18 protein-coding genes and 2 pseudogenes are annotated in these 16,855 nt (G+C 69.3%); 6 read left to right on the forward strand and 14 right to left on the reverse strand.

Annotation, left to right across the window (positions count from 1 at the left end; translation table 11 throughout):
• Positions 1-72: 72 nt before the first annotated feature.
• The 4 genes from OG574_RS45850 to OG574_RS45865 all read right to left on the reverse strand — a co-directional run bounded on the left by OG574_RS45850 (position 73) and on the right by OG574_RS45865 (position 4,265).
• On the reverse strand, positions 73-1,326 hold the full coding sequence (locus OG574_RS45850; RefSeq protein ID WP_326778118.1) for an RNA-guided endonuclease InsQ/TnpB family protein: 1,254 nt from the start codon (positions 1,324-1,326) through the stop codon (positions 73-75).
• A gap of 1,082 nt (positions 1,327-2,408) precedes the next feature.
• Positions 2,409-2,834 (reverse strand): DUF4267 domain-containing protein, encoded by a 426-nt coding sequence (locus OG574_RS45855; RefSeq protein WP_326778119.1) that lies wholly within the window; start codon positions 2,832-2,834, stop codon positions 2,409-2,411.
• 587 nt (positions 2,835-3,421) lie between these two features.
• The gene (locus tag OG574_RS45860; RefSeq protein WP_326778120.1) at positions 3,422-3,772 is read right to left on the reverse strand and encodes an antibiotic biosynthesis monooxygenase family protein; all 351 of its coding nucleotides are present in this window, start codon (positions 3,770-3,772) and stop codon (positions 3,422-3,424) included.
• 46 nt (positions 3,773-3,818) lie between these two features.
• On the reverse strand, positions 3,819-4,265 hold the full coding sequence (locus OG574_RS45865; protein WP_326778121.1) for a DUF1772 domain-containing protein: 447 nt from the start codon (positions 4,263-4,265) through the stop codon (positions 3,819-3,821).
• A gap of 90 nt (positions 4,266-4,355) precedes the next feature.
• On the opposite strand from OG574_RS45865, the gene OG574_RS45870 reads away from it, so the two are divergent.
• A complete protein-coding gene (locus OG574_RS45870; protein ID WP_326778122.1) occupies positions 4,356-4,934 on the forward strand; it encodes a TetR/AcrR family transcriptional regulator in 579 nt (192 codons plus the stop codon).
• 156 nt (positions 4,935-5,090) lie between these two features.
• Here the strand turns inward: OG574_RS45870 and OG574_RS45875 are convergent, their stop codons facing one another.
• From OG574_RS45875 to OG574_RS45885, 3 genes are all read right to left on the reverse strand, one after another.
• Positions 5,091-5,807 carry an FG-GAP repeat domain-containing protein gene (locus OG574_RS45875; RefSeq protein WP_326778123.1) on the reverse strand — a complete coding sequence of 239 codons (717 nt, stop codon included), beginning with the start codon at positions 5,805-5,807 and terminating at the stop codon, positions 5,091-5,093.
• A 27-nt stretch (positions 5,808-5,834) separates the two neighbouring features.
• Positions 5,835-6,065, reverse strand: coding sequence for a DUF6480 family protein (locus OG574_RS45880; protein WP_326778124.1), 231 nt, complete (start codon positions 6,063-6,065; stop codon positions 5,835-5,837).
• 514 nt (positions 6,066-6,579) lie between these two features.
• A complete protein-coding gene (locus tag OG574_RS45885) occupies positions 6,580-6,999 on the reverse strand; it encodes a hypothetical protein (RefSeq protein WP_326778125.1) in 420 nt (139 codons plus the stop codon).
• A gap of 516 nt (positions 7,000-7,515) precedes the next feature.
• Between OG574_RS45885 and OG574_RS45890 the strand changes: the two genes are divergently transcribed.
• Together OG574_RS45890 and OG574_RS45895 are read left to right on the forward strand one after the other, a co-directional pair.
• Positions 7,516-8,013, forward strand: a complete 498-nt coding sequence (locus tag OG574_RS45890; RefSeq protein WP_326778126.1) for a MarR family winged helix-turn-helix transcriptional regulator — start codon at positions 7,516-7,518, stop codon at positions 8,011-8,013.
• On the forward strand, positions 8,010-8,468 hold the full coding sequence (locus tag OG574_RS45895) for a MarR family transcriptional regulator (protein WP_326778127.1): 459 nt from the start codon (positions 8,010-8,012) through the stop codon (positions 8,466-8,468). The genes OG574_RS45890 and OG574_RS45895 overlap by 4 nt, the downstream gene beginning before the upstream one ends.
• A gap of 30 nt (positions 8,469-8,498) precedes the next feature.
• Here the strand turns inward: OG574_RS45895 and OG574_RS45900 are convergent.
• Positions 8,499-8,709 (reverse strand): annotated as a pseudogene (locus OG574_RS45900) (hypothetical protein); the annotation flags it as partial.
• Between the two features lie 135 nt (positions 8,710-8,844).
• Here OG574_RS45900 and OG574_RS45905 point away from each other — a divergent pair.
• Complete coding sequence (locus tag OG574_RS45905) at positions 8,845-9,885, forward strand: hypothetical protein (protein WP_326778128.1); 1,041 nt, start codon at positions 8,845-8,847, stop codon at positions 9,883-9,885.
• 121 nt (positions 9,886-10,006) lie between these two features.
• On the opposite strand, the pseudogene OG574_RS45910 reads toward OG574_RS45905, so the two are convergent.
• Positions 10,007-10,563, reverse strand: a pseudogene (locus tag OG574_RS45910) (RNA-guided endonuclease InsQ/TnpB family protein); the annotation flags it as partial.
• Positions 10,564-10,690: 127 nt separating this feature from the next.
• On the opposite strand from OG574_RS45910, the gene OG574_RS45915 reads away from it, so the two are divergent.
• Positions 10,691-10,918 (forward strand): hypothetical protein, encoded by a 228-nt coding sequence (locus OG574_RS45915; RefSeq protein ID WP_326778860.1) that lies wholly within the window; start codon positions 10,691-10,693, stop codon positions 10,916-10,918.
• Here the strand turns inward: OG574_RS45915 and OG574_RS45920 are convergent.
• Positions 10,915-11,151 (reverse strand): hypothetical protein, encoded by a 237-nt coding sequence (locus tag OG574_RS45920; RefSeq protein ID WP_326778129.1) that lies wholly within the window; start codon positions 11,149-11,151, stop codon positions 10,915-10,917. The two genes, OG574_RS45915 and OG574_RS45920, sit on opposite strands and share 4 nt — an antisense overlap.
• A gap of 72 nt (positions 11,152-11,223) precedes the next feature.
• A complete protein-coding gene (locus OG574_RS45925; RefSeq protein WP_326778130.1) occupies positions 11,224-12,024 on the reverse strand; it encodes a helix-turn-helix transcriptional regulator in 801 nt (266 codons plus the stop codon).
• Positions 12,025-12,134: 110 nt separating this feature from the next.
• Between OG574_RS45925 and OG574_RS45930 the strand changes: the two genes are divergently transcribed.
• On the forward strand, positions 12,135-12,872 hold the full coding sequence (locus OG574_RS45930; protein ID WP_326778131.1) for an SDR family oxidoreductase: 738 nt from the start codon (positions 12,135-12,137) through the stop codon (positions 12,870-12,872).
• 55 nt (positions 12,873-12,927) lie between these two features.
• Here OG574_RS45930 and OG574_RS45935 read toward each other — a convergent pair whose 3' ends face one another.
• Genes OG574_RS45935 through OG574_RS45945 form a run of 3 tightly spaced genes read right to left on the reverse strand, consistent with a single transcriptional unit; the run spans position 12,928 to position 16,855 of the window.
• Positions 12,928-15,072: an alpha-galactosidase gene (locus tag OG574_RS45935; protein ID WP_442816906.1), complete on the reverse strand. Its 2,145-nt coding sequence runs from the start codon at positions 15,070-15,072 to the stop codon at positions 12,928-12,930.
• Positions 15,069-15,911 carry a carbohydrate ABC transporter permease gene (locus OG574_RS45940; RefSeq protein ID WP_100597860.1) on the reverse strand — a complete coding sequence of 281 codons (843 nt, stop codon included), beginning with the start codon at positions 15,909-15,911 and terminating at the stop codon, positions 15,069-15,071. The genes OG574_RS45935 and OG574_RS45940 overlap by 4 nt, the downstream gene beginning before the upstream one ends.
• Positions 15,911-16,855: a carbohydrate ABC transporter permease gene (locus OG574_RS45945; RefSeq protein ID WP_326778132.1), complete on the reverse strand. Its 945-nt coding sequence runs from the start codon at positions 16,853-16,855 to the stop codon at positions 15,911-15,913. Before OG574_RS45945 ends, OG574_RS45940 begins: the two co-directional genes overlap by 1 nt.

Raw genomic sequence — 16,855 nt, forward strand, 5'->3', positions numbered from 1 at the left:
TCCGGCAGCTACTTCGTCTTAACCGATCGACCGGTCACCGTCAATCATGCCCTCAGTTCTCACTGCCATCAGTCAACCACCCGGGACGAAAAGTCCTGGGCTTGCACAACGGGCGCCACTGGCTGTGGTGCTGCGTTTGCGTCCTGTCCCACGCCCGGTGTTCGGGGGCGGGTCTGGGGCGGTTGACTGCGCCCCGCGTCGCCACAACTCTTCCGCACGGTGGCGGATGTTGCGGGAGCCGTTCCAGTCCGCGTGTGCAACGAATCCGCAGGACCGGCATACGAAGCGGGCCTGACTGGCCCGGTTCGCCTTGTCGATGTGCCCGCACTGGGCGCAGGTGCGGGAGGTGTACGCCGGATTGACGTGCACCACCGGCACCCCCGCCTTGCGGGCCTTGTACGCGATGAACTCTCCGAGCTGGGCAAAAGCCCAGGAGGAGTGGGTGGCCCGTTGGGGCTTGCGAAGCCGTACCCGTGCGCGGATGCCCGTGAGGTCTTCCAGGGCGATTCCGCGACCGGTGCGTTCTGCCTCGGCCACCACATGTTTCGCGATCTTGTGGTTGATGTCCCGCACCCGCCGCGCCTCCTTACGGCGCCGCTTCTTCAGGCGCCGTTTGGCGGACGGGGTGTTCTTGCGCTGGAGTTTCATACGCAGGGTGCGTTCGCGCAGACGCCCGCGATTCAGCCGGCGCCCGGCCATGATCTGACCGTCCGAGGTGGTCGCGATGTTCACGATCCCCAGATCGATCCCCAGGAACTGGGTGACGGTGGTGTTGAGTTCGGCCTCGGGGACCTCGCAGGTGGCGATCAGGAACCACATGCCGTCGCGGAACAGCAGGTCGGACTCGCCCCTGCGGCACAGGGCCAAGCGGGCCAAATGATCGGGGGCGGCAGTGAACGCCACCTGCTTCATCCGGCCCGACAGCGTCCAGAGCGACACCGTGCGCTGCGTGTACTGCCAGGACAGCATCCGGTCGTCATACGGCTGCGCGCCCTCAGGCCGAAAGGCGATCGACTTCTCGACTGCCCGCCGGTAACGCTGCGAGCCCGGCTTGCCGAGATTCCCGGCCGTCAGGTTCGCCCTCAACGTGCGGTAGGCATCGCAGGTCTTCTTGATGACGTGCTGGGCGGCCTGCGCTCCCAGGCTCCAGCGGTCCTTGACCGCCGTGTAGGTGTGCTCGCGCAGGGCGAAGTTGCGCTTGATGTCCTTCTCGAACGCCACGGACGACACCCACGTCGCGGCCTCGTTGCAGGCCTTCAGGGTTGCCTCAAGTGCCGCCGCCTGCACGGGCGTCGGCAGGAGTTTCACCTGCACGGTCAACTTCACGGCCGTGACGTTACCTGCCGCCTGACGTACCGGCATTCGAACAGCGCACATTCCTCACCGGGCACTCCGACCCGGTCTCTTGCGGGCGCTCCGCGCCCGCTGCCGTGGCGATGCTCCGCATCGCCATCACCGGATGCGATTCCCCCCGGGGGTAACCTCCCAGGGTTCCTCGCAAGAACACGCTGAAGTTCCACAGTGAGGGTTGAAGCGCTGATGTCCTGCTGTGGGGGCCGAAAGTCTTTCGCCGCCGCCCCGCAAAGATGCGATCAGTCGTAGCGCGATGATGCGCTCAAACTTCGATGGCACACGCTCAAGATTCGCTTTCACAGGACACTGCGCCGATGGCCCTGTGTGATGGCGAGAACGCCTTGAAGGTCAGCCTAGGCGCTCGCTCTTCTCTAGGGAGAAGGCCGTCTGAGCAGGTAGCTACTCACACCGCGCACCCCTGTCGGCGGCGCTACCTGACGCGTGTCACCGTCACCATGGTGTGCCGGGTCGTCCCCGCTAAGACCTCCACCACGAGGCAGTGGCTGGTCGTCACGTAAGCCTCGCCGGCCGACGTCCGAGCCCTGCGCCCCGGCCCCGCGTCGAGGCCATGCCGGGCGATTTCCGCAGCGACAGAAGCTATCAGCGCCTGCGACAGCACGCGGCTCCCGTCCGGCAGCAGGACCGCCACACGGTGAGGCCGGGATGCCGGGCCGACGTAACCGACAACGTCGGCGTCGACGGTGTCCGATGCCGCACCTTCTTCCAGATCCGCCCGGCCCGGTACGGGGACGTGGCGCGCTTGCACACGACGCCCTCGACGCCGTGGTTGTTTACGCAGTGGGTGTGTCCCGTACTGGTCGCGTCTCATTGAGTTGGATCAGCGCGGGATCCGATGTCCCGCTGAGGCGGGAGTTGGTGTCGCTCTGCAGGGCTGCTGGAGGCCGCCGCCTTGGGTGATGTGTCGAACCGGCGTGTTGTCGCCTGCAGTTGCAGCTGGATGAGCTGCCTGGCCTTTCCCGGCGGACGCTGACACGGGAATACCGGCGCGCACCAAGGTGGCCCGGCCGGGTCCGGGCCACCTTGGACCGATGGGATCAGGCGGGCTGTGGGGCGGGCGTCGCCGGAGCGGCCGCGATCTTGCGGGTCTCGCGCATCATCAGCAGGCCGTTGACCATCATCAGCGTCGCGGTCAGGCCGTGGACGCCGAGCGCGGTGGCCACGGAGCCGTGGTGGGCCAGCACGTTGGTCATGTCGCCGTACGCGGCGAGGGCTTCCACGAGCAGCGCCCAGCCCAGCGCCCGGCGGTGGCGCGTCACCAGCAGGATGCCCAGGACCAGGGCCATGACGACGTCGCGGATTCCCTTGATGATCAGGAAGCCGTCACCGTCGCCGGACGGCCAGCTCGGCAGGCCGTAGCCCGGCGCAGTCGTCTCTGGGCTCAGGATGAACTCGGTCCCGAACCAGAGGATGAAGAGGATGAAGGCGGTGGCCAGGACGGTGTTGATCTTCTTCAGCGACATTGTTCTTCTCCATGCGAGTCTTCGTGAGCTTGGTGGAGCCTGGTGAGTCGTATGGGGCCTGGTCAGACGGCGCGGACGCGGCTGATGCGGCGGGCGTAGCGAGGGCGCCCGATGACGTGTCAGGTGTCGCGTACCGGCTTGGGGAGGGCGGACGGGAGCGTGCGCGCTCGGCCGGGTTCGCCTCCTCCAGGACGAGGCCGACGAGGGTGAGCTTGGGGTGCCCACCAGGTGGTCGCCCAGGGAGCCCCGTCCCTTTTCGGTGATGTGCTCGGCCGCGAGCGGAAGGAGGGTGGGTCTCCTCGCCGTCGAGGTAATCGAGCAGGACTGCCCGGTGATCGGCGAGGGTCGCCACGAGGGTGTCGCGCTCGTCGGCTCCGGCGGTGGCCGCCCACGCCGGGACCGCGGCGTCCGGCGTGGTCAGCGTGGCCTCAACGCGCTCGTGCTGGGCCTGCATACGCAGGACGATGGCCGCCTCCGGATCGACCGGGCAGGAGCCGCGGCCACAGTATTTCGGGCCGCCGCGCACCCGCCCGGACCATGTGCTGGGCGACAAGGGCTACAGCAGCCGTGCTGCTACAGCTGTCGTGTCATCCGTCGATCTGCTCGAAGATGTGCGGGTACGACACGATGTCGTCTGGGAACTCGGCCGCCATGCGCTGGAACTCCGGGCTACCGAACGCCGTGGCGAGCGCCTCGGTCGACTCCCAGACCGCGACGTTCATCAGAAGCTGACTGTCCGCCGTTCCCTTGTGCATCTGCAGGGAGACGAATCCCGGCTGAGCCTTCATGAACTCGGCCTGCCTCCGAAAGAGGGCCAGGAACGCTTCAGCCCTCTCCTTCGGGACGAAGAAGGTGTTGGCCAGGACGATGGGCCCGGTCTTCTCCTTGAACTGCGCGAACATCGGCGTGTGCGGGTCGAGACTCTGCAGCTTGGCCATTTTCGGTACTTCCTCTCCGCTGTCGGTTCAGTGGGTGGTGGGCGGCTCAGGTGAGGGCGGCGACCAGCAGGGCGAAGGCGGCGATGATGACGGCGACGCGGACGTAGTGGAAGCGGTCCCAGCGGTTCATCTGCTCCTTCCAGTCGGCGGGCCGGTTGTCAGGGGTCCACGTCTTGCCCCGGTTGTTGATCGGGACGAGCAGCAGGATCGACATGACCACGCTGAGGATCAGCAGCGCGCCGGCGGTGACGACGAGGCCGGTGCCGTTGTGGTGCCATCCGGCGACGGCCCAGACCGCGACGAGGACGAGCGAGCCGATGTACCAGAACGGCATCACGGCGCCGAGCATCCGGCCCCCGTGGGCCCGGCCGAGTTGGCCGCTGTCCTCCGGGAGTGCGTTGAAGATCCGGTTCATGACGAAGGCGACGGAGAACTCCACCCCCACCATCACGCCGACGACCACGGTGGTGACGATCTCAAGTGCGTTGAGCATGACTACCCCTCTGGGATCTAGCATCGCTAGGTGATGGGGCAACGCTAGTACTGTCGCCGCTTGCTTGTCTAGCGGTGCTAGGATCGAATCATGTCGGTAAAAGAACGCAAGGAGCGCGAACGGGCGAGCCGGGAGCGCCTCATCGTGGCCACCGCCCGCGAACTCGCCGAGCAGCAGGGCTGGGACGCCGTCACCACCCGCCAGCTCGCCGAGCGCATCGAATACAGCCAGCCCGTCCTCTACAGCCACTTCCGCGGCAAACGGGAGATCATCGGCGCCGTCGCCCTGGAGGGCGCCGCCGAGCTAGCCACGGCGGTGCGCACCGCGACCGCCGCCGCAGACGGCCCGCGCGAGCGGGTATACGCCCTCGCCCGCGCCTACCTCGACTTCGCCGCACGCAACCCGGCGGTCTACGACGCCATCTTCCAGCTCGACGGCGGTCTCCCGTACGCACAGGCCGACACCCCGGAACCTCTCAAGGACGCCTTCGCCGCACTGCTGGAGAGCCTGGGCGAGGTCGCCGGGGACGGCGTCCACCCGGGGCTGTTCACCGAGATGTTCTGGGCGTCCCTGCACGGACTGGCGACCCTGACCCGGTCGGGACGGCTGCCACCGGAAGACACCGAACCGAGGGTGGAGCTACTGGTGGACCGGCTCGCCATGGTCTGACACACCGTCCCGGCGAGCACGCAGCCGAGGCCCTCGGGCCCCGCTGCCTGCGGGCGGTAGCCCTTTTGGCCACTCGCGCCCACACGGCGCAGCCGCAGATCGCCGGGCCCCGTACCCCAGAGAGTCCGGAAGCTGCGATGATCACGTGATCATGCCTCAGCCGAGACACCGGACAGCAGCTGTCCCATGGCAGCGGGCACGGACGGTTCGACCCGGCAGTAGGCCCAGGTGTCGCGCCACTCCGGAGGCAGCGTGCAGTCGTCCTCTCCGGGAGCGGGCCGCTCCCTTGCCGCGGTCTATCAGGTCGAGGGACCCGTCACCGTTGACATCGGCCACGGCCTTCGCGAGGAACTGGCGCTGGGCGGCCACGGTCACCGGTTTGCCGCCGTTCATACCGCCGAACATGACCACCGCCTGGTAGGTGGCGCCCGGCTCGGCCTTTCGGTCCAGTCGCGTGGGTTCACGGGTGGCGACCAGGTCCGTGAATCCGTTGCCGTCGAGGTCGCCGTGGAGCAGCGGGCGGCTGTAGACGTCTCTGTAGCGCGTGGCGCGGGCCGCGTCCAGTCCGTTCTTCGAGCCCGGGACGACTAGGTGCCAGGCCCATGACTCGCCGGGGGCGCGGTTCGCTTCGACGGTGACGAAGTCGTCGTAGCCGCCCTTGTCGAAGTCGCCGGTGCCGGCCTCGCTGCGACCGTGGCGGCGCGGTGCGAGTCCTCCATGGCCTTCCTCTGGGCTCGTGACACTCCACGGGATACGACTAGGACCCAGGCGGCCGGCTTGTACTCGTGCCCGGACCTGTGAGGGACGCCGGGTGTCCGCTCGCGCGTCTGCTCGTGCCGACGGAAGCCCGGTAGCCGTCCAGCTTTCTCCCACCCTCCTGGCGCCCCGCACTTCCCACACTCAGAGCAGCAGCACGAGCGCGTACGCGAGGAAGAACGCCGCGACCAGCACCACGAGCACGAGGATCAGCGTCAGAGGCGCCCTCGCCCATCCCTTGAACGGGTTGTAAGTCTCCTGAGGACCCGCCCCCGACATGCTGCCTTCGGCCGGTGAGGCCTCCCCCGGCTGCACGCTCCCGCCGGGTTCCAGTCCTGTGGTCCTCTGCGGATCCGGATTCGTCGAAGTAGTCATGTAGTGCGAGTTCCCCGATCGCCACAGGATTCGCCTGCCACCACAGGACAAGTGGCGCGCGTGGGGATTGAGGTGCGTTGCCGAGGAGCCACCGACAGCTCTGGCATGCGAAGCCGGGAAAGAGTGGCCGGTCAAGCCTCGCACTGGGGGCCCGCCTGGAGCGTGATGCGCGCGTTGGGCGATCTGCACGGCGCATCCAACGTGCGGCTCGTTGTCTGGTTCCACTGACGTCGTGACTCCAAGCTGAGCGTTCGACGGTGAGACATCTTGTCCCGTCTCACTCGATCTGGTCCCAGTCTCAGATGATCTGGTACGTCAGGACACCTGTCGGCGGGAGGCTGCCCTGGGCCTGGGCCTGGGCCTGGGCCTGGGCGTCGGGGAGGCTGGCTATCGAGCGAGGTCGCGTCGCGGAATCCGGCGAGGCCGATAGCGAGGAAGGCGAGGGCCCGCGATCAGCGCGGTGACGGCGTCTGGGACAGACCGGTCACGGTGCGGATTTGAGAGCGTCCGCACATCAGCGCGGCCGCTGAGGCGGACGGCCCTGCGCCCACGCCTGGCCGCTGCCCTCTCGCTGGGACTCGTGCCAGCGAAGTCGCTCCCGCCGAAGACGGCGCCGTCGTCGCTCAGTCCTGATGCGCTTGCTGCACTCGGTTCCCACACCCACGATCAGCAGCAGCGCGAGGAGAACGGCCATGGCCACCTGGGACACACAGGCCACCGGCAAAGCGGCCAGAGAGCAGCCGTACCCAATGAAGGCCGAGGAAGCCGCCGCCACGCTCAGCGCCAGCACGTCCCGGCCCGTCCGATCGGGAACCGGTGCTCCCTTGGCAGCCCACCTCTCCATTGCTCCCACGAACCAGACAGCAAGCAGCCCCGCCACTTCGAGCCCTGCCAGCAGGACGGCCAGACCGACATCGAAAACCCACTTAGCCATGCTTTCCATATTGGGCACGCGAGCGGGCCGCACGACTGAGTACAGCTACTCAAATACGCTGGCCGGCACGCGAGATCAGGCAGCGCTCTCCGTCGGCCGCCATGGCGCTGCCCTGGCCGACGAGGTCGGCGATCTCGGGGTGCGCAGGGAGTACTGCGCCGGGCTGCCCAGAGCAGACTGAGACACCACCCCCTTTGCCCAGACTCGCGCGAGACGCGAGCCCTGTTGCCCAGAGAACTCCGCGACTGCCCACTCTTCGCTGAGACAGGACATTACTGACCAGCGGTGAAGACGCCTGCTGCCGGCTAGTTAGGTGTGACTGTGCACCGTCGGGCCAGATGGGGGTGCTCGCGAGGCCCTAGCTCTAGGGCTTGTCTTCAGTCCTGATCATGTGGCGGGGCGGAGGCGGTCCCGCTAGAGGTGTTCCGTCGGTCCGTTGCTGCGCCGAGTCGGGTGCGGCGTCACATTCGAGAAAAATAATAGCCATGGACATAGTATCCATGTACTCTATTTCGTATGAGCAAGGATTCATCGCCGGGCCCCACGCCCGGCTTCCTGGTATGGCGGCTCGCCAACAAGTGGCGTGTCGCGGTCGATCGCGCGGTGGCTCCGCTGGGTCTCACTCACGCGCAGTACGTACTGGTTGCGTCACTGCACGGCATGCAGGGCGCTGGCGAGCGGCCCAGTCAGCGCCGACTCGCCGACCACACCGGCCTGGAGGCGTTGTACGTCTCGAAGCTGGCGCGTGCCCTGGAGTCGGCAGGCATGATCGAGCGCACCCGTGATCCCCGCGACCCGCGCGCCGTGCAGCTCGCGCTCACCGAGCAAGGTCAGGCTGTCACGCGGCAGGCCATCGCGGTGGTCCAGGAACTGCTTCAGCAGTTGCTGGAGCCGCTCGGCGGCCTCGACGCCCTGCGGACGCGCGCGTTCACCGACGAGCTGACGACCCTGCTCGACGTACCTCTCGCTCCATCCGTACCGAACGACCAGAGCACTCGGAGGAGAACACCATGACCACCACCGCATCCACGGCTACCGCGCCCGTTGCCGACGCCCGCGGCCTCGCCCTGGCGCACCATGCCGCGCGCGGCGTCCTGGAGCACGTCCTGGCCCGGCACGGCGCCACGTTCCAGGAGCAGGTCGCCCTGCGCACCGCCATCACCACCGAGACCCCGCAGACGCCGGACGATCTCATCACCCAGGTCCAGGGCTCTCTCAAGTCCGATCCGGCCGACATCCGCACCACCCTCGACGAACTGCTGGCCAAGCGGCTGCTCGTCGCGGACGGCGAGCACCTTCACCCCACGGACGCGGGGCGCGAGCTGCTCGCCGCCGCCGGCGCAGAGACCGCCCCCATCTCCGCCCGCATCTGGGGCGGGATCCCCGCCGAGGACCTGGCCGCCGCCGGCCGCGTCCTCGCCCTGGTCACCGAGCGCGCCAACGCGGAGCTCGCGGCGCTGACCGCCTGACCTCCCGACCGGTCCTGTAACTGGCCCTGATCACAGGATGGTTCGAGTAAGGTCCTTGATCCAGATCATGGAGGCGCGGTGATGCAGGCCGGCGACGTAGCTTTCGGGTCTCTTGTCGTAGCGAGTGGCGATGCCCCGCCAGGCCCTTGTCCCCGGCGACCGCGTCGGGCCGGGTGCGGGGACGGCCGACCCACTGGCGGACCCGCACCTTCTTGAGCACCGGGATGAACTGAGGGCTGTCGGCGTCCATGACGCGGGCGCCCGCTGACACCCGCCGGCCCCCGTCCGCCCGGCCGGTCCGACTCTGGCCAGGTGGCCTGCAGGCGTGGACTTTCGGCCGATGCCCGCGCCGCCCGGCGTCCCTAGCGTCGACGTCATGCCCCACGAACTCGGACCACGCCACCGCCTCCTCCTCGCGGCCGCCCTGTTCCTGCTCGCCCCACTGGTGGGCGAGTTCCTCCTCGGCAACCAGCCGGTCACCGCGCTGCCCTCACTCGTCCTCCTGGCCCCGATGTACGGCGGCGGGGCCCTGCTGATCCGCGAGGCGACCCGACGCGCGGGGCGCGGCTGGCCGACGATGATCCTGCTCGGCGCGGCGTACGCCCTGCTCGAGGAGGGCCCGATCGACCAGATGCTGTGGAACCCGCATTACGGCGGCTTCGACATGGGGCTCGCCTACGCCGGAACCCATGTCCCGGTGCTCGGCGTCAGCGTGGAAATGGTCCAGGACGTGCTGTCGATGCACACGGTCTGGAGCATCTGCGTGCCGATCGCGATCGTCGAGACGTTCAGCCGCGACCGTACGCGTCCCTGGCTCGGCCCGGCCGGACTCGGGGTCACGGGCGTCGTGTTCGCCGCCGGGTCGCTGTTCCTGGCCTTCGCCCAGGCCGAGTCCGAGCACTTCATGGCGTCACCGGCCCAGTTCGGCGGCGCGGCGGTCGTCATCGGCGCGCTGGTGACGGCGGCGTTCGCGTTGCGCCCCCGCTCGACCTCTGCGACCGGGCGCACCGCTCCGACATCGTGGGTGGTGGGCGCCACGGCGTTCGCCGCGTCCAGCCTCTACTGGGGCCGCGAGTTCCTGCCGGACGGGGTGCCGGCCTGGGGCACGGTCGGCGCATGGTGCGTCCTCGTCGCCGCGGCCGTGGCACTGTGCGCCTACTGGTCGCGCGGCCGAGGATGGGGCGCGCGGCACCGACTCGCCCTTGCGGGCGGCTCGCTGCTCACCTACGTGTGGGTGGGGTTCGGGCACGCGCGCGACATGGGCGTCCCGTACGCGACGTCTCTGGTCGGCAATGTCGTCCTCGGCGTGGGCGCGATCGTTCTTCTGGTGGGGGCGGCGGCCGTGGTGCGCGGCCGCGAGAGCGCGCACCACGGACCTGGAACCCGTACAGCGCTGATCACTGCGAGAAATGAGTGAGTTGAGATGCGAGACATCATTCTGGGCATGTCGGTTTCCCCCGACGGTTACATCGAGGGACCGGACCGCGACATCAGCTGGCACCGGTACTTCGAAGTCATTTGAATGAGGGGACTTCTCGCTACGCCGGTGCGGCTTCGCGACGGACCAGCCCGGCCCGTAGAACGTTCAGGGCGCCCACCGTGTCAGCGTGCGCTGTGTGGCCGCACGAGACGCAGTGGAACTTCTCCTGTGTGGCCGGTTCTCCGCGCAGGTGTACCCGCATTCGGGGCATTGGCGGGAGGTGTTGCGGGGGTCCACGGCGATCACTTCCCGTCCGGCGCATTCAGCCCTGGCGGCCAGGATCGTCAGGAACACCCCCCATCCGGCATCGGCAATCGAGCGGTTGAGTCCCGTTTTCGCACTGGCCCCGTTGGGCAGGAAGGCTCCCGACTTGTCAGGGTCGGGCTTCGGCGCGGCACGCCGGACCATGTTGCGGATCTTGAGGTCTTCGTGCGGGATGAAATCGTGTTGGCGTACGAGGTCAAGGGCGGTTTTGTGTGCGTGGTCGAGGCGCTGCAGGCGGATCTTGCGGTGCAGCTTCGCGACCTTCTCGACCGCTCTCCGGTGGTTGGCTGTCCGCTTGTCGCGGCGCACACGCGGAAACCTCGACAGGGCCTGCTGTGAGGCTTCGAGCGCCTCACGGAGCTCTGTCCCCCTCCCACCCCCCACCAGCAGCCGGTGGACTGGGCACACGTCGAGTCCACTCTGGGCGCCCCGCTCCCCGACGGGAGCCGGTGCATCTCGCCGCCCTTCAACGACGCGAGTGAGCCTCGCCGCGGCGATGAACGCGCGGCTCCAACACCCCGAGCAGGCTGCCGCATTGCGCGTCGACCCCACGTTGTCCTTGGGGGCTTGGGAGGCAGCGCTGCGCTGGGACGCACCGATCCACTTCGTCTGGCGCGATCTGATCGCGCCGATGGAGGTGGCTGGACAGGAGGTAGAGGCCGGCACGCACATGGTGCTCGGCCTGGCCGCTGCGAACAGGGACTAGCGCATCACGGTGACCCGCGGCTGCACCATGCCTGTCGCGGCAGCGAGCTCGGTGACCCGGCGCGGCCCCGGTTCGAACGCGTCGAGCGGGGCTGCCTGGCTGCGCGTGATCCCGAACTCCGCTGCCCGGAAAAGGGCTTGGGTCAGCTGCCCGAGCCCCCGCAGCAGGCCGCGGGCGGCGCCTTCGATGGGCTGGGCCTCGACGGTGTCGGACGACCTCGAGGATAGATGCATACTCAAAATACATACATGCCGCAGGCAACCATTCAGCCGGGGCGGGCCCCTGCTCCCGGCGACCGCGTGGCCCTACTCCCGCGATCCGCCCGTCTCCGCGTAGATCACCAGCGTCCGCTCCGGCTGTCCGGCCACGTGGAACGCGGTGTAGTCGTACGTGACCACGCCGCGCCCCGGACTCCGCAGCCGCTTGCGCCCGCCCCGGCGCGCCTCGACCTCAAACCGGGGCCACCAGTCCCGTACTTCGGGGCTGCCCTCGTGGAGTTCGTCGACGAGTCGCGTGTAGCGGGGATCGCCCGGGTGCCCGCCGGCCAGCGTGCGCACCCGGGCGAGCAGGCCCCGCGCCTCGGGCTCCCAGTCGACCAGCACCTCCCGCGCCAGGGGCTCCAGAAAGACCCAGCGCACGAAGTTGGGCCGCCGGCCGTCCTCGGTGACCAGGCGCGGGAACACCTCTTCCGTCGCTCCGTTGTGACTGAGCACGTCGTACGTGCCGTCGATGACGTACGCGGGATGCGGCTGGAGCAGCAGCGGGACGGCGGCGACCTCCGGGGCGAGCGGCTCCACGTCGGGGATGTCGGCCGCCGGCGCGCGCCCGGCGAGCTGGAACAGGTGCTCGCGCTCGTGCGGTGCGAGCCGCAGGGTCGTGGCGAGCGCGTCCAGGACCTGGTCGGAGGCGCGGATCTCGCGGCCCTGTTCCAGGTACGTGTACCAAGTGGCGCTCATCCCTGCGAGCAGGGCCAGCTCCTCCCGCCGCAGCCCCGGGGTCCGGCGCCGGCCGGTCGACGGCAGTCCCGCCTCGACCGGCGTGATCCGCGCCCGGCGGCTGCGCAGGAACGCACCGAGTTCACGACGTCGCTCCGCCGTCTCGGACATGGTCCTACCACCTCTGGTTCCAGAATAAATGGGCTCTGGATACCAGGCTAAAGCCGGACCACACTGACAGAGAAGCCGGAGCAGAACCGGCGAGAAGTGAGGAGAAGACGATGTCAGGCATCACGGGCAAGGTCGTGGCCATCACGGGGGCGAGCAGCGGCATCGGCGAGGCGACCGCACTGCTGCTCGCCGAGCGCGGAGCGCGCCTCGTCCTCGGAGCGCGCCGCTCGGAGCGGCTGGAGGAACTGGTCGCACGCATCGAGAAGGCCGGCGGCGAGGCCGTGCAGATCCGTACGGATGTGACCCGCCTCGACGACGTACGCGCCCTGGTCGGGCTCGCGGGCGAGCGGTTCGGCCGGCTCGACGTGCTCATCAGCAATGCCGGGGTGGGCACCATCTCGCCCCTGGACGATCTGCGCACCGCGGAGTGGGACCACATGGTCGACGTCAACATCAAGGGCGTCCTGCACGGCATCGGCGCCGCACTGCCCGTCTTCCGGGCCCAGGGCTGCGGCCACTTCGTCACGACGGCGTCCACGGCCGCGTTCCGCGTCGCACCGGCGATGGCCGTCTACGCAGGAACGAAGATCGCGGTGCGGGCCATCTGCGAGGGCCTGCGCCAGGAGGCGGGTCCCACGGTACGGGTGAGCACCGTCTCACCCGGGGTGATCGACACGGACTTCCCCGAGGCGTCGACGAACGAGCGGGTCCGCGCCGAGATCGCCGGGATGCGGGACCGGGTCGCGATCCCGCCCTCGGCGATCGCCCGGGCCATCGCGTTCGCGATCGAGCAGCCCGCCGACGTGGACGTCAACGAGATCGTCGTCCGGCCGACCGCGCAGACCTGAGCGGAAAGAACGCGTCCCCTCGGATCCGGCCGGAGGCCCGCCGATTCGACGTGCGTCACAGGCGGCGCAGCACCGTGAGTTCGGCGTCGTACTCGGCGCTCCAGCAAAACGGCAGGCCCGCGTGACGCAGGTACGCGCCGCCGTACTCTTGGCCATCGGTCTCGTCCCGGTACCGCGCCCCGGCGTCAACTCCCTTGAGGCGCAGGCGATCGGGGCGGCCCGGGACCAGTGGCGATCCGTCGAGCCGGCCCGTGCTCAGGGCGGCGACCACGACACGGGCCCCGTCGGGCGCGACGGACTCGACGCCGAATGTCGGTTCGTCCGGCGAGCCCAGGACGTAGGTGTCGCCGTGGTGGACGACGTCCCGGACGTCCTTGTAGCGAGCGATCCACCGTGCGGCCGAAGCCAGTTGTTCCTCGCTCCACGTGCCGAGGTCGGCACCGATGCCGAGGACGCCCGTCATCGCGCTGACGAAACGGAACGCGAGGGAACGCGGCCGTGGGTCGAACAACCCCTGCGCGTCGGTGACCCAGGAGCTCATGGTGTGCGGTGCGTGCGCGTGGAGGTAGCCGTACTGGATCCGGAGCCGGTCCAGCGGGGCGGTGTTGTCGCTCGGCCACACCACATCGGTGCGGGCGAGCGTGCTGTGGTCGACCCGGCCGCCGCCGCCCGCGCAGCCCTCGACGGTGACGTGCGGGTGGCGGGCGCGGAGGTGGTCCAGGACGCGCAGGTAGCCCGCCACGTGCGCGGCGTCGAGGTCGAGCTGCTGCGCCGACTTCGGTCCGGGGCGGCCGCGTTCGGTGGGCGGGCGGTTCATGTCCCACTTCAGGTACGAGATGTCGTAGCGCCCAAGGAGTCGGTCGAGGGTACCGAGGACGAAGTCCTGGACGTCCTCGCGGCCGAGGTCCAGGAGGAGCTGGTTGCGGACACGGCGGTCCGTGCGATGCGGCAACTGGTAGATCCAGTCCGGGCGTTCGGCGTAGAGCTTCGATGCCGGGCTGACCGCCTCGGGCTCCACCCACAGTCCGAAGTCGAGGCCGAGGGCGCGTATGTCGTCGATGAAGCGGTCGAAGCCCTGGGGGAACAGTGCGGGATCGGGGTGCCAGTCGCCCAGTCCGCCGGTGTCGTCGTGTCGGCCGGTGAACCAGCCGTCGTCGACCACGAACAGCTCCGCGCCCAGGTCCGCGGCCCGGCGGGCGAGCGTGAGCTGGTGGTCGGCCCGCACGTCGAACTCGGTCGCCTCCCACGAGTTGTAGAGGACGGGACGGCGGCGGGTGAGCCGGTCGCCCGCCAGGTGGCGCTCGTAGCGGTGCCAGACGCGGGACAGACCGTCCAGGCCGTCCGGGCTGAACGCGCAGGCCAGCTTGGGCGTCACCAGTGTCTCGCCGGGGACGAGCAGTACGGCACCCTCGTGCGGGACCCGACCCGCGCGCACCCGCACTGCGCCACCGGGCTCCGCGTCGACGGCCATGTGCCAGTTGCCCGCCCATTCCAGGGCGATGCCGTACGTGGGGGAGTCGGCGCCACGGTCCGGGTGCGCCGCGTCCTGGACCGCGAGCCAGGGTGCGTAGGCGTGCCCCGGCACACCCTGAGTGCTGCCGAACTCCAATGTGCCGCGCGTCAGTTGGGTCTGCGTGAAGCTGAACTCCTGCGACCACTGGCCGGTCAGATACGTGACGCGGGCGCCCTGCGCCGACACGGGCACGTTGACGGCCGCCGAGTCGATCCGCTCCAGGCGTAGCGTCTCGTCGCCCGTGCAGGTCAGTTCGGACCAGCGGCGGATGACGTCGGTGCCGGGAACGATGGCGTAGCGGACCGTGACGCGCAGGCCGAGGACGTCGTCGTCGAAGGTGAGGTCGAGGGCGGTGTCATTCTCCTGGTGCGCCTCGGTGAAGCGCCACCAGACTCCGCGCTCGCCACCGGGGCGGCTCGCGGTCAGGTCGGCGCCGTTGAACGGGCGAAGGCCGTGCGGGATGTACTCGGCTGGCGCCAGGTCGGCGGGCGTGACGAAGTGCGTGCGGCGCGACCACTCCAGCGGGGCCGGACCGTCCTCCGCGCCCGCCGGCCCCCACACCGCCAGCTCGGGCCAGATCCCCGCGCCGGGACCGTCGCCCTCGCCGTCCCCGCCCAGTGTGACGGCGTAGACGGTGGTGGCCGTGCGCAGGACCCAGCGGTCCGACGGGCGGTCGGTGGTGCTCACTTGACTGCTCCAAGATTGAGGCCGGCCACGAAGTGGCGCTGGAAGCGGAGGAAGACGAGGACGGTCGGGGCCGCGGCGATGACGGAGCCCGCCGCGATCACGTTCCACTGCGAGACGTACTGGCCCTGCAGATTGATCAGCGACGCCGTGATCGGCATGTGTGTCTCCGTGCGGAGCACGCTGATCGCCCACAGCAGGTCGTTGAAGATCCAGGTGAAGGACAGGGCACTGAGCGCGGCGAGCGCGGGGCGGGCCAGCGGCAGCACGATCCGCCAGTAGATCGTCGCGGGCCCGGCCCCGTCGATCACCGCCGCCTGCTGCACCTCCGGCGGGATCGACCGCATGAAGCCGTGCAGCACGAAGACGTAGAAGCCGATGCCGAAACCGACCTGTACGCCGATGAGAGCCCACAACGAGTCGTAGATGCCGACGAGTTCGCTCATCTTGGAGACGGGGATGAGCAGGATCTGCGGGGGCAGGAGGTTGCCTGCCAGCATGACGAGCAGCAGGGTGCGCCGACCTGGCAGGGAGTAGCGGCTGAGCGCGAACGCGGCCATCGACGCGAGCAGCAGGGAGATGAGGACGCTGGGTACGGTGACGAGCAGGCTGTTGATCAGAGCCTGCTTCTGTCCGCCCTCGGTCCAGGCCTGACGGAAACCGTCGAGGCTGAAGGAGTGCGGTGCCGAGCCGAGGCCGTTGGCGGCGATGTCGTCGAAGGTGCGGGTCGCGGTGATCACGACGAGGACGATCGGGACGAGCCACAGCACGGCGAGGGCTCCCGCGCCGAGGTGGAACCCGGCGGTGGCGGCGCGGCGGCGCAGCAGGGTGGGGCTGTTCATCAGTCGGCCTCCCGGAAGGCGCGGACGAGATAGGAGGCGATGACGCCGAAGGCCAGCAGGAAGATGACGACGGCGAGCGCGGAGCCGTAGCCGAGGCGCAGCGACTGGAACGCCGTCGAGTACATGTAGGTGCTCAGGAGCTCGGAAGAGTGGTACGGGCCGCCGCGGGTCAGCGACCAGACCACGTCGAAGGAGCGCAGCGAGTCGATGATGATGACCGAGAGGACGACCGCGTTGACGCTCTTGAGCTGGGGGAGTGTGACGTGCCGGAGCTGCTGGAGACGACTGGCGCCGTCGACCTTGGCGGCCTCGTACAGCATCGGGTCGATGCCCTTGAGGCCGGCCAGGTAGAGGACCATCACGTACCCGATCTGCCGCCACAGCGCGGGCAGCAGGACCGCGTACAGGGCGGTGTCGCGGTCTGCGAGCCAGGAGCGGGTGAGGTTGTCGAGGCCGACGCCCTCCAGGACCTGGTTGATGAGTCCGTCCGGCTGGTACATCGCCTGCCAGACGAGGGCGGTGGCGACGAGCGAGAAGACGACGGGCAGGAAGAGCGCGGCGCGGTAGAAGCCGACGCCGCGGCGCTCCTGCTGGAGCAGCAGCGCGGCGCCGAGCCCGAGTACCGCGGACAGACCGCCGAACAGCACCAGCCACTTCGCCGTGTTGGCCAGGGCGTGCCAGAAGACCGTGTCGTGCGCCATCTCGCGGAAGTTGCCGAGGCCGATCAGGTGGGCGGCGGAGATGCCGTCCCAGTCGGTGATCGCGAGATAGAAGCCCTGGAGGGCGGGCCAGAACACCCAGAAGCCCTCGGCGAGCAGGGGGACGAGGACGAAGGCGACGACGAGGGGCGGTACGCGGGTGGCGGCGCCCCGGCGCGGGCGGCGGGCGGACGACGTCTTGCGCGGGCCCGCGGCCGGGCGGGTGTCGGTGTCGAGGAGGGCCAT

This window comes from Streptomyces sp. NBC_01445 (assembly GCF_035918235.1).
In the GTDB taxonomy this organism is placed as follows: domain Bacteria; phylum Actinomycetota; class Actinomycetes; order Streptomycetales; family Streptomycetaceae; genus Streptomyces.

Coding starts and splice junctions, on each gene's coding strand:
- OG574_RS45870 (WP_326778122.1), top strand. CDS start 4,356: ATGTCGGTAAAAGAACGCAAGGAGCGCGAACGGGCGAGCCGGGAGCGC.
- OG574_RS45945 (WP_326778132.1), bottom strand. CDS start 16,855: ATGGCCCTCCTCGACACCGACACCCGCCCGGCCGCGGGCCCGCGCAAG.
- OG574_RS45855 (WP_326778119.1), bottom strand. CDS start 2,834: ATGTCGCTGAAGAAGATCAACACCGTCCTGGCCACCGCCTTCATCCTC.
- OG574_RS45890 (WP_326778126.1), top strand. CDS start 7,516: ATGAGCAAGGATTCATCGCCGGGCCCCACGCCCGGCTTCCTGGTATGG.
- OG574_RS45930 (WP_326778131.1), top strand. CDS start 12,135: ATGTCAGGCATCACGGGCAAGGTCGTGGCCATCACGGGGGCGAGCAGC.
- OG574_RS45925 (WP_326778130.1), bottom strand. CDS start 12,024: ATGTCCGAGACGGCGGAGCGACGTCGTGAACTCGGTGCGTTCCTGCGC.
- OG574_RS45865 (WP_326778121.1), bottom strand. CDS start 4,265: ATGCTCAACGCACTTGAGATCGTCACCACCGTGGTCGTCGGCGTGATG.
- OG574_RS45880 (WP_326778124.1), bottom strand. CDS start 6,065: ATGACTACTTCGACGAATCCGGATCCGCAGAGGACCACAGGACTGGAA.
- OG574_RS45940 (WP_100597860.1), bottom strand. CDS start 15,911: ATGAACAGCCCCACCCTGCTGCGCCGCCGCGCCGCCACCGCCGGGTTC.
- OG574_RS45860 (WP_326778120.1), bottom strand. CDS start 3,772: ATGGCCAAGCTGCAGAGTCTCGACCCGCACACGCCGATGTTCGCGCAG.
- OG574_RS45920 (WP_326778129.1), bottom strand. CDS start 11,151: ATGCATCTATCCTCGAGGTCGTCCGACACCGTCGAGGCCCAGCCCATC.
- OG574_RS45895 (WP_326778127.1), top strand. CDS start 8,010: ATGACCACCACCGCATCCACGGCTACCGCGCCCGTTGCCGACGCCCGC.
- OG574_RS45885 (WP_326778125.1), bottom strand. CDS start 6,999: ATGGCTAAGTGGGTTTTCGATGTCGGTCTGGCCGTCCTGCTGGCAGGG.
- OG574_RS45905 (WP_326778128.1), top strand. CDS start 8,845: ATGCCCCACGAACTCGGACCACGCCACCGCCTCCTCCTCGCGGCCGCC.